Origin of the sequence: Streptomyces sp. MspMP-M5 (assembly GCF_000373585.1) — a bacterium.
In the GTDB taxonomy this organism is placed as follows: domain Bacteria; phylum Actinomycetota; class Actinomycetes; order Streptomycetales; family Streptomycetaceae; genus Streptomyces.
The window spans coordinates 24997-44088 of record NZ_KB891905.1; the positions used below are offsets into that span (position 1 = coordinate 24997).

A 19092-nucleotide genomic window follows, 5' to 3' on the forward strand; every position below is an offset into this window, starting at 1 on the left:
CCGGGGGCCGCGCTGCACTAGGAAGGGACGCGCACGGACCGCGTGGATCATGCGCACCCCAGGACAGGCGACGGATGGTGACCACTGATGGCTGACGCCCCGCACACCGGCGGCGCCGACACTCCCGACAGCTCCGGTACTTCCGCTACTCCCGGTGGTGCCGCCCCCGTAGGCGACCCGGTGCCGCTGCTGCTCTGTGACGCGCAGAAGGTCGCCGCCCAGCCGCCCGCACCGGCCGGTGTGCTGTGGCGCCTGGCCGAGTCCGGCCGCCAGCTCGATGCCAACGTCGTCCGGATCCCGCCCGACGGCCGTATCGACACCCACGTCGAGCCGGACCTGGACGTGCTCCTCTACGTCGTGTCCGGCGACGGCGCCGTGGACACGGAAGACGGCCGGCAACCGCTCGCCGAGGGCGGCCTGCTGTGGCTGCCCCGAGGGTCCCGCCGCAGTGTGACCGCGGGCCGGGACGGCCTGGCCTACCTCACGGTCCACCGACGCCGCCCCGGCCTGCAGATCAAGAGCCGGCCGGGCTCCTGACGCCCGCGGGCGACCCCGGAAAGCGCCCGGGCAGGGCGACCGTGAAGCGTGCGCCGCCCCCGTCGGCGTGGCCGACCTCGATGCGGCCGCCGTGCCGGCGGCGCCGTGGCGTACCGCGACGCGTTCAGCCACCACACCGTCGATCACGACCACGACCTCGGCGCCGGCGCCTGGCCTGACGTCCCGTCACTGAGCGTCCGGCCCCGGCCCCCCTCCGCCGTGCTCGTGGCCGGTGGCGGGGGCGCCGCCCATCATGCGCAGCATGTCCCGGCCGCCGGTGCGGAAGAACCGCACCAGCAGGGCCGCGGCCACCACGAGGAAGGCGAGATTGAGCCACGTGGTGTAGTTCCAGCCGATGCCCCCCTGCGGGAGCCGCGCCCGGGCCTGGTCCGGTACGAGGCCGAGGCCACCGAAGGCGAACTCCACGACGTACCCGGCCACCACGCTCGCGACATAGAAGGTGCCGAGCAGGAACAGCGCGGTCCGAGTGCCGTAGTACTTCCGGTAGATGGCCAGAATCGGCAGGATCAGCAGATCGGCGAAGACGAACGCCACCACCCCGCCGAAGCTGATCCCGCCCTTCCACAGCACCACGGCGAGCGGCACATTGCCGATGGAGCACACGAACGAGGCCATCGCGACCAGCGGACCGACGACCGGCCCCCACAGTTTCGCCGCGAGCGGATGGCCGTCGAAGAAGAACGACCGCCAGAAGGCGTCGGGCACCCAGGCGGCGATGGCTCCGGCGATCAGCAGACCGATCACCAGATCCCGCAGGATCGCCGCCCACTCCATCACGAAGACGTGCGCGGTGGCCGTGATGCCCTCGGGGGACAGCAGCCGACGGAGGAACGAGCCCGGGCGCCGCACGGGCATGTCCATCGCGGCATGCCCCTCCATCGAGCCGGCCAGCCCGCGCTCGGCCTGGGTCCGCGCCGCACGCAGCAGCTCCTCGCGCAGGAACAGCCGCAGCAGCACCGCCAGCACCACGATCATGATCGGGCCGCCCACGAACTCGGCGACCGTGAACTGCCACCCCATCAACAGGGCCAGAATGACGCCCAGTTCGACGACGAGATTGGTGGAGGCGATCTCGAACGCCATCGCGGCGGTGAAGTCCGCCCCTTTGACGAACAGTGAACGGGCCAGCGCCACCGCCGCGTACGAGCAGGACGACGAGGCCGCCCCCAGCCCGGCGGCGCGGGCCAGGGTGCGCGGGCGGTCGTCACCGAGGAGCGCGACGACGGTGGATCTGCGCACCACCGCCTGGACGACGGCGGACAGCCCGAAGCCCAGGATCAGCGCCCAGGCGATCTCCCACGTCATCGACCCGGCGATCGACAGTGCGTGCAGGACGGCATGCATGCCCGCATCCTTCCCCGGCCGACTCACCCGGCCCACGACGGACACGCGACGCGCGGGGCCCGGTGGCCGGAGACCCGCGCCGCACAGGGGAACGCCACCGGGCCGGACCCGGCACCGGAAACCCCGTTGCGCAGCCCGCCCACCACCGTTACAGAATCGACCGGTGCAGATCCTCGCCTTCCCCGAAGCCGCCACCCCCACCGAACTCCGCACCCAGGTCCGGGAGCTCCAGGAGGCGGCCTGGCCGTCGGAGAGCCCCGCGCCGGTCCCCGACGACGCGCCCGTCCACGACCCCGCGTTGCGACCGCTGTCGATGCTGCTGGTGGACGGCGGGACGGTGCTCGCCGCACTGGACCTGCTCACCAAAGAGGTCGGCCACGCCGGGCAGCGCTACGCCGCCGGCGGGCTGAGCACGGTGGTGACCCGCCGGGAGGCCCGCGGCCGCGGGCACGGCCGGAGCCTGGTGGCCAAGGCCCGGGAGACCCTCGCCGCCCAGGGCCACGACCTGGGGCTGTTCACCTGCGACCGCCCGCTGCGGACGTTCTACGAGAGCGCGGGCTGGCACCATCTGCCCGGCACCGTCCTCGTCGGGGGCACACCCGAGGCCCCCTTCCCCAGCGACTCTCCCGGATTCGACAAGGTCACCATGGCCGCCTTCTTCTCCGACCGGGCCCGCCGGGCTCGTGCGTCGTTCCAGGGCAGCCGCATCGCCCTCCACCCCGGAGACATCGACAAGCTGTGGTGATCTCCGGCACGTGTGGCCAACAGGACGGAACCTCCACTTCCGGATCTTCCTCTTCCCTGCTCGGACGGACAGCCGCGGCGCGCGGCGGGGAAGGAGTGGACATGGGCCGCCGGACGGGAAACGGCACACGAGCACTGCTGACGCTGGCCCTGGCGGCAGCGGTGACCGGCTGCACGGCCGCCGAGGACACGGCCGACGCCAAGGACGCCACGGCCCGCCGGACGCACGGCAAGGACAGCGCGGGCGGCTTCACCGTCCAGTACCGCACCGGTGACAAGGCGGCGCGGGCCACCGCCTATCTGCGCTCGCGGCACATCCTGGAGAGCGCGGCCGACCGGCTCAACGACACCGTCAAGGTCCCGCACCGCATCCCCTTCGTGGTCCGCTCGTGCGGCGCGGCCGAGCCGGCCTACGACCCGAATACGGGTGCCGTCGACTTCTGTGTGGAGCACGTCGACGAGATACGCGACCGGGTCGCGCACGCCGGCCGGAACGCCGTGCCGCACGGCGGCGAGGACGCCCACGTGGCCGCCGTACTGGAGGAGACCGCCTACCACGAGGGCGCGCACGCCCTGATCGACCGCCTCAAGCTGCACTTCACCGGCCGGGAGGAGGACGTCGCCGACCAGTTCGCCGCGGTGATGCTGATCGACCAGGGCGGCGCCGGCGACACCAAGGCCCTTGCCGCCGCCGCGGATTACGCCCTCTCCGCCGAGGAGAGCCCGGTCGATGAGTCCGATCTGCTCGACGAGCACAGCCTGGACGGCCAGCGCGCGGCGAACTACGCCTGCTACGTCTACGGCGCGCACCCAGGCCGGCACGAGGACCTCGTCGGTGACGGCAAACGGGTCACCGAGGACCGCGCCGAGAGCTGCCCCGAGGAGTGGGCGCAGGCCCGGAACGGCTGGCAGCAGCTCCTGATCGGACACCTCAAGCACCATGTGTGACGCTCGCGGCCACGGCGGTGACGCTGCGCCCCCGTACGCCCGACTCGTTGCGCGACCCGCCGGACCCTAGACTGGAATGTTGGGGGTGAAGGCAAGGAGGTCGGCTCATGTCGACAGGGACCCTTCTCGCGATCATCGTCCCCGCCGTGGTCGTGATGGCACTGATGGCAACGGCAGTTACGCTCCTCATGCGCCGCAGACACCTCCGTGCACGCTTCGGGCCCGAGTACGACCGGACCGTCGAGGCCGCCGACAGCCGCAGGGCCGGCGAGCACGAACTCCGCGCCCGCGAGAAGCGCCACGACGACCTGGACATCAAGCCCCTGCCGAGCAGCAGCCGGGAGCGCTACACCCGGGACTGGACGGGAGTGCAGCAGGAGTTCGTCGACCGGCCCGAGGAGGCGGTCCACGACGCCGACCGGCTCGTCACCGCGCTGATGCACGAACGCGGCTATCCCACCGAGAACTTCGAGCAGCGCCTCAAGGACCTCTCCGTCGAGCACGGCCGCACGCTGGAGCACTACCGGGCGGCTCATGAGGTCGACGGCCTCAGTACCCGGCACCGGGCCACCACCGAGCAGCTGCGCGGTGCCATGGTGCACTACCGCGCGCTCTTCGAGGAGCTGCTCTCCAACGGCGGCCGGACCCACCGGGCCCCGGCCTGAACCGCCCCTCACAGAGCCCCAGCCGGCCATCACAGAGCCACCAGCGCCGGTCACCGAACGGAGGAACCATGCCCCGCGACCCCGCGCCGGATCCTTCGCACCCACACCCGATCTCTCGCGGCCCCCGGACCCCGCGCAGACCGCCGGCCGGCCCACGTCCGACCTGAGCGGCCCCGCCCCGGCCCGGCCGAGGGCCCACCCGAGCAGCACACCGGGCCGCCCGGCGGCATCCCGACCATCCCGAGGGAAGGCACGACCGTCCCGGGGGAGGGAGCCCCGGGCGCCCCCGTAGAGGGTCGCCCCACCCCGGACAGCCTCGGGGGAGACGAGGACGGGGCGCTGTCACTCCTCTCCACGGAGGACCAGGCGGCGTTCCGCGCCCGGTGGCACGACATCCAGGGGAGGTTCGTCGACGACCCGCGCCAGGCGGTCCATGCGGCCGACACGCTGGTCACGGACGTGATGCGGGCGCTCACCGACATCTTCGCCGAGCACCAGCAGTCCCTGGAAGAGCAGTGGCAACAGGGTGCGGAGGCGGACACCGAGCGCCTGCGGATCGCCCTGCGCCACTACCGCGCCTTCTTCAACCGCCTGCTGGCCGGCTGACGTTCAGCCGTCGCCTCAAGACCCCGGCAGCACCCCGGCGAGGACCGCCGTCACGACCTTGCGGACGGCATCCGCATCCGGCGCAGGCGCCTCCTGGTCGGCGAACAGCAGGTGCCCGGCCCCGATCAGGGTGGGGGCCAGGGTGTCGACGTCGGCGTCCGCCGCGAGGCGGCCCAGGTCGCGCTCGGCCGTCAGATATCCGGCGATCATCGTGGTGGCCTCGGCGAGCAGCGGCAGGCCCACCGAGCCGGCCTGCCGCAGGCGGGCGCGCAGACCGTCCCGGGAGATGACGAGGCCGACGATCGCCACGGCGACCGATCCGAACACCTCGGTCAGCGCGCCGGTGAGGTTTTCGGTCACGCCGCCGGTCCCGGCGGACGCGCGAAGGGCGGCGGCCTGGGTCTCGATGCGGCCGATGCGGTCCCGCACCAGCTCGGCGAGGAAGGCGTCGAAGTCGGCGAAGTGCCGGTGCAGGACGCCCTTGGCGCAGCCCGCCTCAGTGGTGACCGCCCGGCTGGTCAGCGCGTTCGATCCGTCCCGCAGCAGGACGCGCTCGGCGGCGTCGAACAACTGCTGCCGCACATCACGGATGGCCACCCCTGTCGGCACGGTGCACTCCCTGCTTCCTCGTCCTGCTCACTTCCTCGTCGGAACCGATTATCGCGCACCCCCGTTTGACGAGTGGGCATGCGCCCACCATAGTGGGCACATGCCCACTACCTCTTCTTCCGGCAGCACCGATCCTGGTCAACACCGCTTGGTGGCAGAGTCGTTCGGCATCGACGCCGCCCGCTACGACCGCGCCCGGCCCCGCTATCCCGAAGCCCTGGTGCGGCGCATCGTCGCCGACCGGCCCGGCCTCGACGTCCTCGACGTCGGCTGCGGTACGGGCATCGCCGCCCGCCAGTTCCAGGCGGCCGGCTGCCGGGTGCACGGGGTCGAGCCGGACGCGCGGATGGCCGAGATCGCGCGGCAGTCCGGCACGGAGGTCGACGTCGCGGCCTTCGAGGACTGGGACCCGGCCGGCCGCACCTTCGACGCGGTCGTCGCCGCCACCGCATGGCACTGGATCGACCCCGCCGTGGGCACCGCCCAGGCCGCCCGGGCGCTGCGGCCGGGCGGCCTGCTGGCGATGTTCTGGAACGTCTTCCAGCTCCCGGCAGACGTGGCGGAGGCGGTCGCCGGGGTCTGCCACCGGGTGCTGCCCGACGCGCCGTTCGACTTCACGGCGATGACGCAGGGAACCCCGGACGTCTACCGGCCGGTTCTCGACGGGGCCGCCGAGGGCATCCGCGAACGGGACGACTTCGGCGAGCCCGAACAGTGGCAGTACGCGTGGGAGTGGACCTACACCCGGGACGCCTGGCTGGACCAGATGCCCACCTTCGGTGCCTTCACCCGGGTCCCACCGGACGCGCTGACGGAGGTGCTGACCGGCGTCGGGTCCGCCCTCGACGCCCTGGGCGGCAGCTTCACCATGCACTACACGACGGCCGCGGTCGTCGGCCGCCGGGGCGGCACGCCCTGAACGACGAGCCGCCCCGGCCACTGCGCGTGGCCGGGGCGGAGGTGCTGGGGCGGATCGGGCTCGACGTGGTCGGATCCGACGGTGTCCTCAACGGCACCAGCGCGGCGTCTTCCCGATGATCCTGATGTAGCGCGCCGACGCCCAGGCCCGGCCGAACCGGCCCTCGCGGATCTTGTACCAGTGCGGATTGCCGTGGACCCGCTCGCCATTGACCTTGCAGCGGATGCTGACGACCGCGCCGTGCGGCAGCGATCCCACCGCCCGGTACGAGGTCCCGGGGCCGGCCCGCAGGATGAGGTGGTGCCTGGCGATCACCCGGCCCTGGTAGGAGCCGTGGGCGACGCCCGGAGCGGACGGCGAGGGGGCCGCGGCGGCGGCCACACCGCCGCCGAGGACACCACAGAGCAGCCCGGCGCTCGCCAGCACGGCGGCGCCTCGGCGGAACGAGGAAAGATGCGTCATGGCCAACCTCCCGGTTGCGATCCATCCGGCTGTCCGGATGTTTCGGTGCGGACCGAGGCTTCCCCGGCTGGCGGCCNGNACCCGCCACGGCCGCCGAATTCACCGTCAAGGGAGACTGTCGAATTTCTGCGCGAAAAATCCGTGGGGACCGGCCGGACGGGTCCGGCGCACGTCGTCAGGGGAGGTCAGGAGGGCACTCTCGGGGCCACCAGCGAGGCGAAGTTGGCCGCGGCGGTGCACACGTTCGCCTGCGTTCCGCTGTTGGGCCTGGCGTGCACGAACACCTTCCCGAACGAGGCGGACCACACGACCACGCACCCCAGGTCGTTCCCGGCGACCGAAGCGGACGGCACACCGGAGATGTAGGTCGGCGTGGGCGCCGGCGACATCGGAAGGTCCTTGGAGTAGATGAGCGTGTAGGTGAGGTACGCGCCGGTGGTGGACGCCGTTGCGCTCCAGCTGCACGCCTTGAGCCCGGTCTGCGCGCTCGATGCACTTCCCGCGGACAGGCCCCAGGACGACTCCGTGCTCGCGTCGATCACCGTGCACGGATCGGCGGTCGTGGTGAGGCCGCCGCCCGGTTCCGAGGAGAAGCCGGGAGTGGGGGTGTTCGTCCAGCTGCCGCTGGGCAGCGCGGACGGAACGCTCCAGTCCGGCGGGCCCGGGGCGTCGTCGCCCGCCAGTTGCCACAGACCGACGACGGCCCCCGCGACCAGCACGAGCACCGCGACCGTCACCATCAGCATGCGCCGGGTCCGGCCGTCCGCCGACGGGCGGTTCGGCCGGGAGGGCGCCACCCAGTCCTGCGCGTCCTCGTCCCATTGGGCCATGGCGATCCCCTCCTAGCCCTGGCCGCCGAGGAGTTGGGTGATCTGCTGTACGACGGCCGTGGCCGAGGCGAGCCCCGCCACGGCCGTCGCACCGAGGTCCAGACGGTCGCGCAGCCACTGCAGCCGGTCCCGCCGCACCTGGCCGGTGGCCTCGATCTCCTCCTCGGCATCGGCCAGTCGGCCGTCGATTTCCGAGGTCTCGTCGTCGGCGTTGAGCAGCGGCAGCTGCTGGCGCAGGGTGCCCAGCGCGGCGCGGAGTTCCGGCGGTGCGTCGACCGTCGCCTGCGTCGAGGCGTCGAGCGCCCGGGCGTCCGGGCCCGCCGCCGCGGCGCCGCCGGCCATCACGCCGACGCTGATACCGCCGGGGGCGCTGCGCGGTACGGCGATCCCGGCGGTGTCGGCGCCGGGCGGTACCGACAGCGGCGGTGCCGCGCGGCCGTCCCGGTGCGAACGGTCCTCGGCACTCGCCCGCTCCCCGGCCGCGACCGCGCCGCCGGTCAGCACGCCGATGCTGATCCCGCCGCCGCTGCCTGCGCCACCCTCCCCGCGCGGCGGGGGAGAGCCGTCCGCTTCGGTCGCCTCGCCGGCGGCAGCCCGCCGGCCCTCCTCCGGTTCCTGTTCCCCGGTCGTCATGTCCGACCGCCCCCCGTCTCCGTCGCTGTGTCCAGGTGTTTCGCCGAGGCCCGCTCGCCGGAGGCGACCGCGCCGCCGCTCATGTCGCCGATGAACACCCCGCCCTCACCCACGTTGATGATGTACTGATCGAACACGTTCGTCTCGTAGCCCTTGCTGCGCAGGGCATCCTGCACGCCGTTGGCGATCCGGTCCTGGAGCGTCTTCACATAGCGGCTGATGTCCATCTCCTGGAACAGCGAGATCTCCTTCACGCTCCCCAGCTCCCGCACGGACGCGGCCGGCGCGTCCGGCAGGGCGTGCTGAGGCATCGTCAGCCAGGTGCGGAACAGCGACAGCGCGGTGTGGCCCAACGAGATCCCGGCGGCGAACCCCGCCGAGGGACTGGTCAGCACCCCGCGCACGGCATCGCGCAGCGGCCCGTCCCCGCCGTGCGCCGCGAGCACGTCGGCCGACTTGAACTCCGGGCGCACCGGCGTCAGGACGTGGGGCGCGACCTCCAGCACCAGCATCCCGCCCTGGGTGTGGATGCGGACCAGCAGGCAGATCGCGACCTGCTCGTCCCAGGCACCGACCCGTACCCGCAGGAAGTGCCGGCGGGCCTCCGCGCCCTCGCCGACCGCCCGGTCCAGGTGCTCCTGGATGACCTCGGGGTCGTAGTCCACCTGGTCCCGCGCCACGCCGACCGGCAGATAGACCAGTTCCTCGACCTGGAGGAAGCGCAGGCGGTCCCGGCTGGTGGCCGCCGCCGAGGTGCGCAGCGCCGCCAGGCGGGGCTTGATCAGGTCGACGACCTCACGGCCGGTGAGCGAGGCGATGCCGCTCGCCGGCCCCGACTTGGCGAACGAGACGGGCGCGGGCCGCGACGGGGCGTCCGCCTGCTCCGCCTCCGGCGGGGCCGCCCACGACGTGTGCTTGAGCTCCATGGCGACCGACCAGGGCTTGTACGGTTCGCCGGCGCCGACGAAGGGCCGGAACGGGTCGTAGATGGCCAGCCTGGCGTGCTGTTCGCGGGCGATGGCCTTGCCGATGCGCCGGAACTGGTCGGTGGCCGGCAGCTCCGCGCGGCCCTTCTCGGCGAAGGCGTCGCGGCTCAGCTGATGGCGCATGACGGAGGCGACGTGGTTGCGGTACGCCCAGACCGGCGGCACCAGCAGGATCGGGAACACCACGGCGAGCCAGGCATCCGCGCCGCGGAACAGCGACAGCAGCACGGCCGCCCAGTACACCACCGCGAGCAGGAACGGCAGGACCGGCAGCACCGCCTTGAGCCGGCCGCGGGTCGCCTCCTTGATCACCGAACGTCCGAGGGTGAACAGGGAACTCCGGGTTCCGCGTGCGAACCAGGACAGGAAGCAGACCGCCCCGTACCCCAGACACCACGGAACGGGCAGCAGTGACTGCGAGCCGACCCCGGAAAGGTCGAGCACGATGAACGCCACCCAGACGGCCAGCAGCACCCCTCCGGTCATCGCCTCCCGGTGGCGGGCGCGCAGGGCATGGGCGAGGACGGGCAGTGCGTCATAGCCGAGCGAGGGGGCGATCGGCCGCTCCTCGTGCTCGACCAGCTCCTGGATGACTCGGCGGCGGAACTGGCCGTCGAAGTAGACCCCGGCGCAGAGCAGCCGGGTGGCCTCGCTCAGGCTGGGCTCCGGAGGCGGGGCGTCGGAAGGTGATGCGGTGGGTGAAGGCGGTGAAGTGGATGTCGGTGACGAGGCGGGTCGTTCGGGCACAGTCATGTACGTGCACCCCCCGTGATCGAACTCGGCCTCTGTTGCGAGGAGTTGAGGGAGTTGCTTTGGAGGCAGTATGACCCTCGGTCGCGGGGCCCGGAAGGGATTCCCGAGGATTGCTGGCTCCTGTGTGATCGTGGATGTCAAACAGGGTGCACCGATGGGAAGGCGAACGGAGGCGAGCGTTCGGCGACCTGACGGCCCGACAGGTTTGACTGTGCGTCCGGAAGGCCGCGCCGTAACCGGGCAAGTGAGTGGCCGTTAACCCGTCCATGAGTGCAATGAACGACCGTCTTCTCAGCCTCGTCGACGGTGTGGTGGATGCGGACGAGGAACGGCTGCCGCTGCTGACCCTGCGGGAGGCGCGGGCCGCGATCGAGCTGTTGCGGCTGTTGGCGGCCGGAAACGGTGAAGGCTCGCACGCCGCACGGCATCTGGCCCGGAATCTGGTGCGGCGGCTGCCGTCCGGGTAACGAGGCGCGGTGCCGCCGGCGACGGGACGACGACGGGATGGTGACGAGCCCAGTGCGGTGGGCGGGGTCGGGGGCGAAAATCCGGTATCGGTAGGATTTTCGATATGGCGAAACACTTTTTATTCGTGACCCTTGGCGGCCATGGGCACGTCAATCCCACCCTGCCGTTGGTCGAGGAGCTGGTGCGGCGCGGCCATCGCGTGGACTACGCCACCAGTGCGGAACACGGCGAGGCGGTCATCAAGGCAGGCGCACGCTGGGTGGAGCTGCCGGGGCTCCCGCACATGGACCTGCCCCTCGAGTTCGGGCCGGAAGCCTTCGCCCTCTTCATGGGCCACCTCTCCGCCGGCATGCGCGCGTCCTATCCGGTGCTGCGGGACCACTGCGCCAACGAGTCGGTGGACGCCCTCTGCTATGACGCGATGAACTGGTGCGGCCGGGTCGTCGCTGAGCAACTGGGCCTGCCGGCCGTCCGCCTCATACCCCACTTCGCGTCCAACGAGCACTACTCGCTGTTCAGCGAGTACACGGGCGCGACGGGCCCGGAGAGCCCGGTGGCCGGGGCGATAGCCGCCGGCTGTCAGGAATTCGCCGCGGAACACGGCATCGAGCTCGACCCGGCGAATCTGCTGGACGTGACGGACAAGCTCAACCTCGTCTTCATACCGAGGGAGTTCCAGCCGGCCGGTGACACGTTCGACGAGCGGTTCCACTTCATCGGGCCCTCCGTGGGCAGCCGGGAGAACGAAGCCTGGTCGCCGCCGGACCCCGAGACCCCGGTGGTGTTCATCGCGCTGGGCACGGTCTTCAACAACCGGCCCGAGTTCTACCGCACCTGCATCGAGGCTTTCGCCGACGAGCCGTATCACGTCGCGATGTCCGTGGGCGGGGTGGACCCCGCGGACCTGGGGCCGCTGCCGCCGTCGTTCGACGTCCGGGCGCGGTTCCCGCAGCCGGCCGTGCTCCAGCGGGCGACTGCCTTCGTCTCGCACACCGGCATGAACTCCACGATGGAGGCCCTGTACTACGGCGTCGGCCTGATCGCCGTCCCGCAGATGCCCGAACAGGCCGCCAACGCCGGACGGATGCAGGAACTCGGGCTCGGCGAACAGCTCGACACGAACGCGGTGACCGCCGAGTCGCTGCGCGCCGCCGTCGCCCGGGTCGCCGGCGACCCGCAGATCCGCACCAACCTCGACCGGATGCGCAAGATCGTCCGGGGGAGCGGCGGAGCCGCACGCGGTGTCGACCTGATCGAGGAGTACCTGGCCTGAGCAAGGGGTCGGCCCGTCCTGCGGTGATGCGGACGGGCCGGTCTCCGGCGTCATGGGCCGGGGGAGGGCGCGGCCTCGGGCGGCCGGTCGGCGAGCATGCCGCTGCGGAGTCTCGTCAGCGTGTGGTTGAGCAGACGGGAGACATGCATCTGCGACACCCCGATCTCCGCACCGATCTGGGACTGGGTCATCTCCTGGCCGAAGCGCAGCTCGATGATGCGGCGTTCGCGGGGCGCGAGCTGCCGCAGCAGCGGGGCGAGGGTGTGCAGGTCCTCCACCGCCTCTAGGGCGCGGTCCTCCTCGCCCAGGACATCGGCGAGCGCACGCCGCCGGCCGAGCGGATCGGGATCGAGCGGGGTGTCCAGCGAGTCCGCGGCATAGCCGTTCGCCGCGACGAGACCTTCGATCACCTCGTCCTCCGGCAGCCGCAGGTGCGCTGCGAGTTCCGGCACCGTGGGATCGCGGTCCAGCCCGGCGTGTAACTCCTCCTTCGCCTTGGCCAGCTCGGTACGCAGCTCCTGAAGCCGACGGGGGACGTGCACCGCCCAGCCGGTGTCCCGGAAGAAGCGCCTGATCTCGCCGAGGATGTACGGCACGGCGAAGGTGGAGAACTCCACCGCGCGCGAGACGTCGAATCGGTCGATCGCCTTGATCAGCCCGATCGTGCCCACCTGGACGATGTCGTCCATGTCGTCGCCGCGGTGACGGTACCGGCGGGCGACGTAGCGCACCATCGACATGTTCATCTCGATGAGGGTGTTCCGTGCGTACTGGTGGGCGCGGGTGCCCTCTTCGAGGTGGCGCAGCCGGTCGAAGAACAGCTTGGAGAGCTCGCGCGCGTCCTGCGGCGCCATCGCCCTCGGGCGCCTGATCTCCGGGAGACCGTCGTCACGTTCCGTGGTGAGCGCGGCTGTCGCGGTGCCGTTCACGACGGTGGTCATCACGCCTCCCTCCGTGCCCGACCCCGCGGGCACCTGTGCGGCCGTCTACCCCGGACACGCCGAGGACATGCCCGAAGGATGGTGATTCGGGGTGCAGTGCCCGCCCGGCGGGGCCGTTCACATGAGGCGCAGCGCGACGCTGATGCCCTTGCCGGCCGCGGACGGGACGACGGTGACGGAGGTGGCAAGGCGGTGGACGAGTGACCAGCCGTAACCACCGATCCGGCCTTCGCGGAGGTCGGACGGGGCGAACGGCTGGACGGGGCTGGCGTCCTCCACGGTCAGTTCGAGGAGGTCCCCGGTGACCCGGGCCACGAAGCCGGTCACCCCGCCGGCGTGCCGGAGGGCGTTGGTGACCAGCTCGGAGGTGATCAGCAACGCGTCGGTCACCACCACCTCGTCGAGCTGCCGGTGAAAGCCACGCAGCAGCGCGAGCACGCGGTCGCGTGCCTCGGCCGAGGTAGCGGGGAGTTCCGCTGTACGAGCCACCGTTCACCTCCCAGGCGATGCGGGATCCGGTCTCGGGACTGCGCCTACCCACCCACCTGCGCTTCGTGCATCCAGGATCACTTTGCCACACCAGGTCGAACGCCTGGACGGGTGCCCGCAGGAGCGGTCGACGCCCTTCGGCAGGGCATTCGCCCTCGTCACCCCACCCGCCCACGGCTCCGGCATGATCGCGGCACTGCCGGAACCGGCGGCCACGGACTCCGCTGGCCCGGATCGCCGCATCCGGGATAGAACGGCCGGAGCGCGCGAGCGGATGCAGGACTCACGAAAGGCAGCACGATGACGCAGGACAGCGACCAGGTCGTGGCCACCCACCAGGGCCGGGTCCGGGGCCGGGCCGAAGGAGGGGCGGCGGCCTACCGGGGCATCCCCTACGCGGCGTCCCCCGTGGGCGCGTTGCGGTTCGCGCCGCCGCAGCCCCACCCGCCGTGGGAGGGCATACGGGACGCGCGGCACGCCGGGCCGTCCGCGCCCCAGGCGCCGTCCCGCCTGGAGGCGGTCATGGGCCGCCGCACCCCGGACTGGAACGAGGACGGCTGCCTCACCCTGAATGTCTGGGCCCCACTGCATGCCCGCGAGGACGGGGCGGCCCGCCCGGTCCTGCTGTGGTTCCACGGCGGCGGCTTCAGCAGCGGCTCGGCCGGCTGGGACTGGTACGACGGCGCCCGGCTCGCCGCCCGCGGCGACCTGGTCGTCGTCACCGCCAACTACCGCCTGGGGCCGTTCGGTTACCTCCACCTCCCGGAGATCGGCGCGGACAACCTCGGCGTCCAGGACCAGGCAGCGGCGCTCCACTGGGTGCGGGACCACATCGCGGCGTTCGGCGGCGACCCGGACGCGGTGACCGTCGGCGGCCAGTCCGCCGGCGCCTACGCGGCCCTGGCGCTCGCCACCGACACCCGGACCACCGGACTCGTCCACCGCCTCCTGCTGCAGAGCGGCCCCTGGGGCCTGCCGCCGCAGGACCCCGCCCTCGCCACCGAGCACGCCCAGGCATATCTCCGCCTCCTGGACGTGACCGGCCAGGCAGACCCCGGCAAGGCCCTCCGCGCCCTCCCTGCCTCCCAACTCCTCGCCGCCTACGGCACATTGGCGAGGCAGCTCGCCCAGGCAGGCAGCGTCGCCCCGGCGATGTACCCGGTGCTCGGCGGCGCCGGCATCCCCCGTGCCTGGCGCGACGCGCTCACCTCAGGCGCCCTGGACGGCAAGGACCTGCTGATCGGCACCACCCGCGACGAGGTGACCGCGTTCATGGGACTCGACCCGGCCGTCCAGTCCCTCAGCCGCGCCGGCGCCCTGGCCCTGCTCGCCGGACAGGCCCCCGGCGAAGGCGAGGCGGAGCGACGCTACGAGCGCTACGCCAGGCAGCTCCCGCACGCCACCCCTGGCCGGATCGCCCTCGCCGCCACGACCGACGCCGAGTTCCGCGCCGGCGCACTGGAGATCGCCGACCACCACGCCACCGCCGGCAGCCCCACCTACGTCTACCAGTTCGACTACGCCGCCCCCGGCGACGACAACCCGCTCGGCGCCTGCCACTGCAGCGAACTGCCCTTCCTCTTCGGCACGTTCGACAACTTCCCCGACAGCCCCATGCTGGGCCGCCCGGACGCCGCCGCCCGCGCGCTCGGCGACCGCTTCGCCGGCGCCGTCGCCGCCTTCGTCACCACCGGCTCCGCGCACGGCATCCCCGCCTACGCCCCGGACACCCCCGCCCGCATCCGGCACTTCGCGCCCGAAGCCGCCGAGAACGAGAGCGCCCCGAGCTGACCGCGGCAGGCGGCCGCCGCCGGCGCGCGTCCTGGTCGGCGGCCGCAGCGTCAGCGACCGCCGAGGCCCGCCACGGCGGCCCGCCGCACCAGCACCAGCTGCTGCGCCAACAGCACCACCCCGAAGTAGAACAACACGGTGACCGCGCCCAGCTCGGCCGCGACCGCGGTGTCGATCAGGAAGTGCTGCCCCAGACCGACGACCCACAGCGCCGCGGTGAGCACCGTGCCCTGCCGCACCACCCGCCCACCGCGCACGGACAGCCGCACGGTGAACGCGCGCACCGCCGCCAGCAGCACCCCGACCGCCAGGCTCGCCGCGACCAGCGCACCGTCCCGCCAGGACAGCGGATGCCCGGTGACGTACCAGCCGGTCTCGACCGCGCCGATGACGATCAGCACCAGCCCGACCGGGGACTTCTCCCGCAGCGGCCGCTCCACGAGCTGCCTGGACAGCAGCCAGAGCAGCACAACGGCGGTGATGGCGAGATTGGTGGTGGTGGGATTGTTCATGACCCCCGTGACCTTGTCTGTGAGAACGAACGCGGACGGCGGTATGCCGCCACTCCTCACCCTGCGGCCCGGCCACCGTCCGCGGATCGGCCACCGGGGTGGAGAAAAGGGTGGAGATCGCGCCGGCCCGGATCGGAACACCCGCCGCACACCGCGACAATGGGGCCGTGCTGAACGACCACGACATACCCGGGCGGCCGGCCCGCGGGTTCCGGGACGGCCTCGACGCGCCCCGCCTGCGCAGGCTCGCCCTGCACTGCCTGGCCCTGGCCCTCGCCGTGACCTTCTACACGTTCGACGCCCACCCGGCCTGGCACGCCGTGGTCTTCTGCACGCTGCTCGCCCTGTGGGCGGCGACCGCGACCCTCCGGCACACCCTCGCGCCCCGCTGGCCGCAGGCGGCCTGGAGCGTGCTGCTCGTCGGCGGCGCGGTCTGCGCCGGCCTCAGCCCCACGAACCCGTCCGCCTCGGGATTCGTCGGTGCGACCGGTCTGTTCCTGCTGATCTCCGCCGCCGAGACCCCCGCACTGTGGATCAGCGCCGTCCTCGCGGCCGGCATCGCCGGTTTCGTCCTCGCCCACGAGGCCGCCGGCGGCGACGCCGCAGTGGCCGTCTCGGTGCTGATCTCCGCCGTGACCGGTGGCGGCTTCGGCTTCCTCGCCCGCCTCAACGCCCTCGACCGCCGCACCGAACGCGGCTCGGCCGAACGGCGCGCCGCGCACGCGGTCCAGGAGGAACGCGCCCGCCTCGCCCGGGACATCCACGACGTCCTCGCCCACTCGCTCGGCGGCCTGGTGATCCAGCTCGACGCGCTGGAGGCCGTCTCGGTGGGCCGGGGAGCCGACGACGACCTGGTGGCCCGGGTCCGCGGCGCACGCGCCATGGCGGCGGACGGCCTGGTGGCCGCCAAGCGCGCCGTGGACGCCCTGCGCCGGCTTCCCGCCGGCATCGACGCGGCGCTCGGCGAGATCGTCACCGGCGTCCGTGCCCTGGGCATGACCGTCGACGTCGACGTACGGGGCGAATCGGCGCGGGTGCCCGACCCGGTCGCGGAGGTCATCGCCTCCGTCACCGTCGAGGCCCTCACCAACGCCCGCAAGCACGCACCCGGCGCCCCCGTCGCGGTCGTCGTGGAGGCGGGCCGGGACGCCGCCCTGCTGCGCGTCACCAACCGGCTCGCCCCGCCCGGCGAACGGGCGGCACCGCACACCCCGGGTGGCCACGGCGTGCCGGGCATGCGGGAGCGCGCGGAGATCGTCGGTGGCAGACTGACCGCCGGACCAGTGGAGGGGGAGTGGATCGTGGAATGCCGGGTGCCCTATGAGTGAGCGACCGATCCGGGTGATCGTCGCCGACGATCAGGCCGCGGTGCGCGACGGCCTGGTGACCATCCTCGACCACGAACCCGACATCGACGTCGTCGGCGCCGCGGCCGACGGCGCCACCGTCGTCGACCTGACCCGGCGCCTCCAGCCGGCCGTGGTGCTGATGGACCTGCGGATGCCCGGCGTCGACGGCATCGCCGCCACCCGCGCCCTCACCGCGCTCGACCCGGCGCCCGCGGTACTCGTCCTGACCACCTACGCCGACGACGCCTCCGTCGTCGGCGCGCTCCAGGCAGGCGCCGCCGGCTACCTCACCAAGAGCGCCGGCCGCGCCCAGATCGTCTCCGCGATCACCGCGACCGCCGACGGGCACCGCACCTTCGCACCGGAGATCGCCTCGGCCATGGTGCGCGGACTGACCCAGCGCACCGCCCTGGAACGCCTCGCGGCCGCCCATGCGCTGACGGTGCAGGAGACCCGGGTCCTCCAACTCCTCAGCGAGCGCCGCACCAACCGCGCCATCGCCGAGGCCCTCTACGTCTCCGTCGCCACCGTCAAGACCCACGTCAACAACCTCTTCGGCAAGCTCCAGGTCGGCAACCGGGCGGAGGCGACGGCCCTGGTCGAGCGGGTACGCGACCATGGGCTCTGACGCCAGTCACCCCAACCTGCCCCACCCCGCGCCAGAGCCCGGTGCCTCACCCCACCCCACCTCGCCTCACCCCACCGACACCGGCAACCGCCGCAGCGCATGCGAACGGAACGAAGCCCGCCACTCCAACTGCCCGACTGGAAGAGCGAGTTCGAGATCGGAAAATCGATCCAGCAGCGTACCCAACGCGACACTGATCTCCATTCGGGCCAGCGCCGCACCCAGGCAGTAGTGCACCCCATGGCCGAGGGCGAGATGGGCCTTGTCCGCCCGATGGATGTCGAAGCGGTCCGGCTCCGGATAGCGGTCCGGATCGCGGTGCGCCGAGGCCAGCCCCAGCAGCACGGTGTCCCCGGCCGGAATCCGCGTACCGGCGATCTCGACGGCCTCGATGGGGAACCGGCGGATCGCCCACTGGTTGGGGTGGGCATAGCGCAGCAGCTCCTCGACGACCTCCGGCATCAGCTCCGGCCGACGGCGGAGCTCCGCGAGCTGCTCGGGATGACGCAGCAGGGCGAGCACCCCACCGGCGATGAGATGCTGAACGTTCTCGGTCCCCGCCATCAGCAACAGGAAGGCCAACGAGACCAGTTCGTCCTCGCTCAGCCGGTCCCCCTCGTCCCGCGCGGCGATCAGCGAGGACAGCAGATCGTCCCCGGGCCTCGCGCGCCGCGTCCCGATCAGCCCCAGCAGATAGCGGTGGATGTGAGCGATGGCCTCGGCGGTGTGCCCGGGATGATCGGGTGCGAACATCGCGGCGACCCACCGCGAGAACGTCCTCCCGTCCGCCTCGGGGACGCCCAGCAGATGACCGATGACGACCAGCGGCAGCGGATTGGCGAACTCCGCGAGAAGATCGGCCTCCCCGCACTCCGCGAGCCGTGCGGCCAGCCCGTCGGCGTAGTGCTCGGCCGCCGTGACGACGCGCTCGCGGAGCTGCTCGATATGCCGTGGCGTGAACCCCTTGGAGACCAGCCGGCGTAGCCGAAGGTGGTCGTCCGGGTCGGTGTTGAGCAGATTGGCGTCCAGGGCGGGCGGCAGCGAAAAGCCCTGATAGCCGTTGCGGGAGCGCGCCTTGTTCACCGACAGCCGCCGATCGGTGAACGCCGCCCGCACGTCTTCCTCACGGGTGACGAGCCAGGCCCGCGCCCCGTCGGGCAGCGCGACCGGCAGCACGGGGCCCAACTTCCGGAGCCGGGCGTAGACGGGATACGGATCCCGGAAGAACTCCGCGTCGAAGGGGCGGAGTTCGGATGGGGGGTGGGGGGTGGTGGGGCTCGGCTCGTGGGTGTGGGGGTGGTTGTCCTGAGATGGCCGCGTTGTGGGTGGCGTCATGGGGGCTCGGCGTCTCCGGTAGGGGTGGTTGGGGGGCCAGACAGGGGCAGGAGTACAGGGGTAGGGGTGGAGTGGCAGGGGTCGGGGTCGGGGACGGTCAGGGTGATGATCGCAGACGCCGCCAGGCCGGCCGTTGCCACCATCCGACGGGCTTTGACACCGCTTCGCGCTCCCTGCTATCCATAAAACGGAATCGGATTCCGGTTCCATATCGTAGCGACGACGGCTCGACTCGGCACGGTTCCAGAA

Annotated in this window: 21 protein-coding genes; 11 read left to right on the plus strand and 10 right to left on the minus strand. The window is 72.4% G+C overall.

What is annotated here, in order from left to right:
* Window positions 1-87: 87 nt before the first annotated feature.
* The gene (locus B073_RS0124160; RefSeq protein WP_018540657.1) at window positions 88-537 is read left to right on the plus strand and encodes a cupin domain-containing protein; all 450 of its coding nucleotides are present in this window, start codon (window positions 88-90) and stop codon (window positions 535-537) included.
* Window positions 538-723: 186 nt separating this feature from the next.
* Here B073_RS0124160 and B073_RS0124165 read toward each other — a convergent pair whose 3' ends face one another.
* Window positions 724-1902: a permease gene (locus tag B073_RS0124165; RefSeq protein ID WP_018540658.1), complete on the minus strand. Its 1179-nt coding sequence runs from the start codon at window positions 1900-1902 to the stop codon at window positions 724-726.
* A gap of 163 nt (window positions 1903-2065) precedes the next feature.
* Between B073_RS0124165 and B073_RS0124170 the strand changes: the two genes are divergently transcribed.
* From B073_RS0124170 to B073_RS46605, 4 genes are all read left to right on the plus strand, one after another.
* Window positions 2066-2647 carry a GNAT family N-acetyltransferase gene (locus B073_RS0124170; protein ID WP_018540659.1) on the plus strand — a complete coding sequence of 194 codons (582 nt, stop codon included), beginning with the start codon at window positions 2066-2068 and terminating at the stop codon, window positions 2645-2647.
* A 101-nt stretch (window positions 2648-2748) separates the two neighbouring features.
* Window positions 2749-3594 carry a DUF4344 domain-containing metallopeptidase gene (locus B073_RS0124175; RefSeq protein WP_018540660.1) on the plus strand — a complete coding sequence of 282 codons (846 nt, stop codon included), beginning with the start codon at window positions 2749-2751 and terminating at the stop codon, window positions 3592-3594.
* 107 nt (window positions 3595-3701) lie between these two features.
* A complete protein-coding gene (locus tag B073_RS0124180; RefSeq protein WP_018540661.1) occupies window positions 3702-4259 on the plus strand; it encodes a hypothetical protein in 558 nt (185 codons plus the stop codon).
* A 462-nt stretch (window positions 4260-4721) separates the two neighbouring features.
* Window positions 4722-4865: a hypothetical protein gene (locus B073_RS46605; protein WP_018540662.1), complete on the plus strand. Its 144-nt coding sequence runs from the start codon at window positions 4722-4724 to the stop codon at window positions 4863-4865.
* A 15-nt stretch (window positions 4866-4880) separates the two neighbouring features.
* Here the strand turns inward: B073_RS46605 and B073_RS0124190 are convergent, their stop codons facing one another.
* Window positions 4881-5474 carry a TetR/AcrR family transcriptional regulator gene (locus B073_RS0124190; RefSeq protein WP_037812545.1) on the minus strand — a complete coding sequence of 198 codons (594 nt, stop codon included), beginning with the start codon at window positions 5472-5474 and terminating at the stop codon, window positions 4881-4883.
* Between the two features lie 100 nt (window positions 5475-5574).
* On the opposite strand from B073_RS0124190, the gene B073_RS0124195 reads away from it, so the two are divergent.
* Window positions 5575-6393 (plus strand): class I SAM-dependent methyltransferase, encoded by an 819-nt coding sequence (locus B073_RS0124195; RefSeq protein WP_026247679.1) that lies wholly within the window; start codon window positions 5575-5577, stop codon window positions 6391-6393.
* A gap of 87 nt (window positions 6394-6480) precedes the next feature.
* On the opposite strand, the gene B073_RS40935 is transcribed toward B073_RS0124195, so the two are convergent.
* The 4 genes from B073_RS40935 to B073_RS46610 all read right to left on the minus strand — a co-directional run bounded on the left by B073_RS40935 (window position 6481) and on the right by B073_RS46610 (window position 10057).
* Window positions 6481-6855 carry an SH3 domain-containing protein gene (locus B073_RS40935; protein ID WP_018540665.1) on the minus strand — a complete coding sequence of 125 codons (375 nt, stop codon included), beginning with the start codon at window positions 6853-6855 and terminating at the stop codon, window positions 6481-6483.
* Window positions 6856-7040: 185 nt separating this feature from the next.
* The gene (locus tag B073_RS0124205; RefSeq protein ID WP_018540666.1) at window positions 7041-7685 is read right to left on the minus strand and encodes a DUF3558 domain-containing protein; all 645 of its coding nucleotides are present in this window, start codon (window positions 7683-7685) and stop codon (window positions 7041-7043) included.
* 12 nt (window positions 7686-7697) lie between these two features.
* The gene (locus B073_RS40940; protein ID WP_018540667.1) at window positions 7698-8318 is read right to left on the minus strand and encodes a hypothetical protein; all 621 of its coding nucleotides are present in this window, start codon (window positions 8316-8318) and stop codon (window positions 7698-7700) included.
* Window positions 8315-10057, minus strand: a complete 1743-nt coding sequence (locus tag B073_RS46610) for a hypothetical protein (RefSeq protein WP_018540668.1) — start codon at window positions 10055-10057, stop codon at window positions 8315-8317. Before B073_RS46610 ends, B073_RS40940 begins: the two co-directional genes overlap by 4 nt.
* 275 nt (window positions 10058-10332) lie before the next feature.
* Here B073_RS46610 and B073_RS0124220 point away from each other — a divergent pair, with 275 nt between their 5' ends.
* Together B073_RS0124220 and B073_RS0124225 are read left to right on the plus strand one after the other, a co-directional pair.
* Window positions 10333-10524: a hypothetical protein gene (locus B073_RS0124220; RefSeq protein WP_018540669.1), complete on the plus strand. Its 192-nt coding sequence runs from the start codon at window positions 10333-10335 to the stop codon at window positions 10522-10524.
* A 104-nt stretch (window positions 10525-10628) separates the two neighbouring features.
* Complete coding sequence (locus tag B073_RS0124225; protein ID WP_026247680.1) at window positions 10629-11798, plus strand: macrolide family glycosyltransferase; 1170 nt, start codon at window positions 10629-10631, stop codon at window positions 11796-11798.
* 50 nt (window positions 11799-11848) lie between these two features.
* Here B073_RS0124225 and B073_RS0124230 read toward each other — a convergent pair whose 3' ends face one another.
* Both B073_RS0124230 and B073_RS0124235 read right to left on the minus strand, forming a co-directional pair.
* Window positions 11849-12739 (minus strand): RNA polymerase sigma factor SigF, encoded by an 891-nt coding sequence (locus tag B073_RS0124230; protein WP_018540671.1) that lies wholly within the window; start codon window positions 12737-12739, stop codon window positions 11849-11851.
* Window positions 12740-12856: 117 nt separating this feature from the next.
* Entirely contained in the window at window positions 12857-13228 is a 372-nt protein-coding gene (locus B073_RS0124235) for an ATP-binding protein (RefSeq protein WP_026247681.1), read from the minus strand.
* 300 nt (window positions 13229-13528) lie between these two features.
* Here B073_RS0124235 and B073_RS0124240 point away from each other — a divergent pair, with 300 nt between their 5' ends.
* The gene (locus B073_RS0124240) at window positions 13529-15019 is read left to right on the plus strand and encodes a carboxylesterase/lipase family protein (RefSeq protein WP_018540673.1); all 1491 of its coding nucleotides are present in this window, start codon (window positions 13529-13531) and stop codon (window positions 15017-15019) included.
* Between the two features lie 50 nt (window positions 15020-15069).
* Here the strand turns inward: B073_RS0124240 and B073_RS0124245 are convergent, their stop codons facing one another.
* Window positions 15070-15531 (minus strand): hypothetical protein, encoded by a 462-nt coding sequence (locus tag B073_RS0124245; protein ID WP_018540674.1) that lies wholly within the window; start codon window positions 15529-15531, stop codon window positions 15070-15072.
* 167 nt (window positions 15532-15698) lie between these two features.
* Here B073_RS0124245 and B073_RS0124250 point away from each other — a divergent pair, with 167 nt between their 5' ends.
* Both B073_RS0124250 and B073_RS0124255 read left to right on the plus strand, forming a co-directional pair.
* Window positions 15699-16859: a sensor histidine kinase gene (locus tag B073_RS0124250; RefSeq protein WP_158690199.1), complete on the plus strand. Its 1161-nt coding sequence runs from the start codon at window positions 15699-15701 to the stop codon at window positions 16857-16859.
* Window positions 16852-17508 (plus strand): response regulator transcription factor, encoded by a 657-nt coding sequence (locus tag B073_RS0124255; protein ID WP_018540676.1) that lies wholly within the window; start codon window positions 16852-16854, stop codon window positions 17506-17508. The genes B073_RS0124250 and B073_RS0124255 overlap by 8 nt, the downstream gene beginning before the upstream one ends.
* 66 nt (window positions 17509-17574) lie before the next feature.
* Here B073_RS0124255 and B073_RS0124260 read toward each other — a convergent pair whose 3' ends face one another.
* Window positions 17575-18843, minus strand: a complete 1269-nt coding sequence (locus B073_RS0124260; protein WP_018540677.1) for a cytochrome P450 family protein — start codon at window positions 18841-18843, stop codon at window positions 17575-17577.
* Window positions 18844-19092 lie beyond the last annotated feature (249 nt).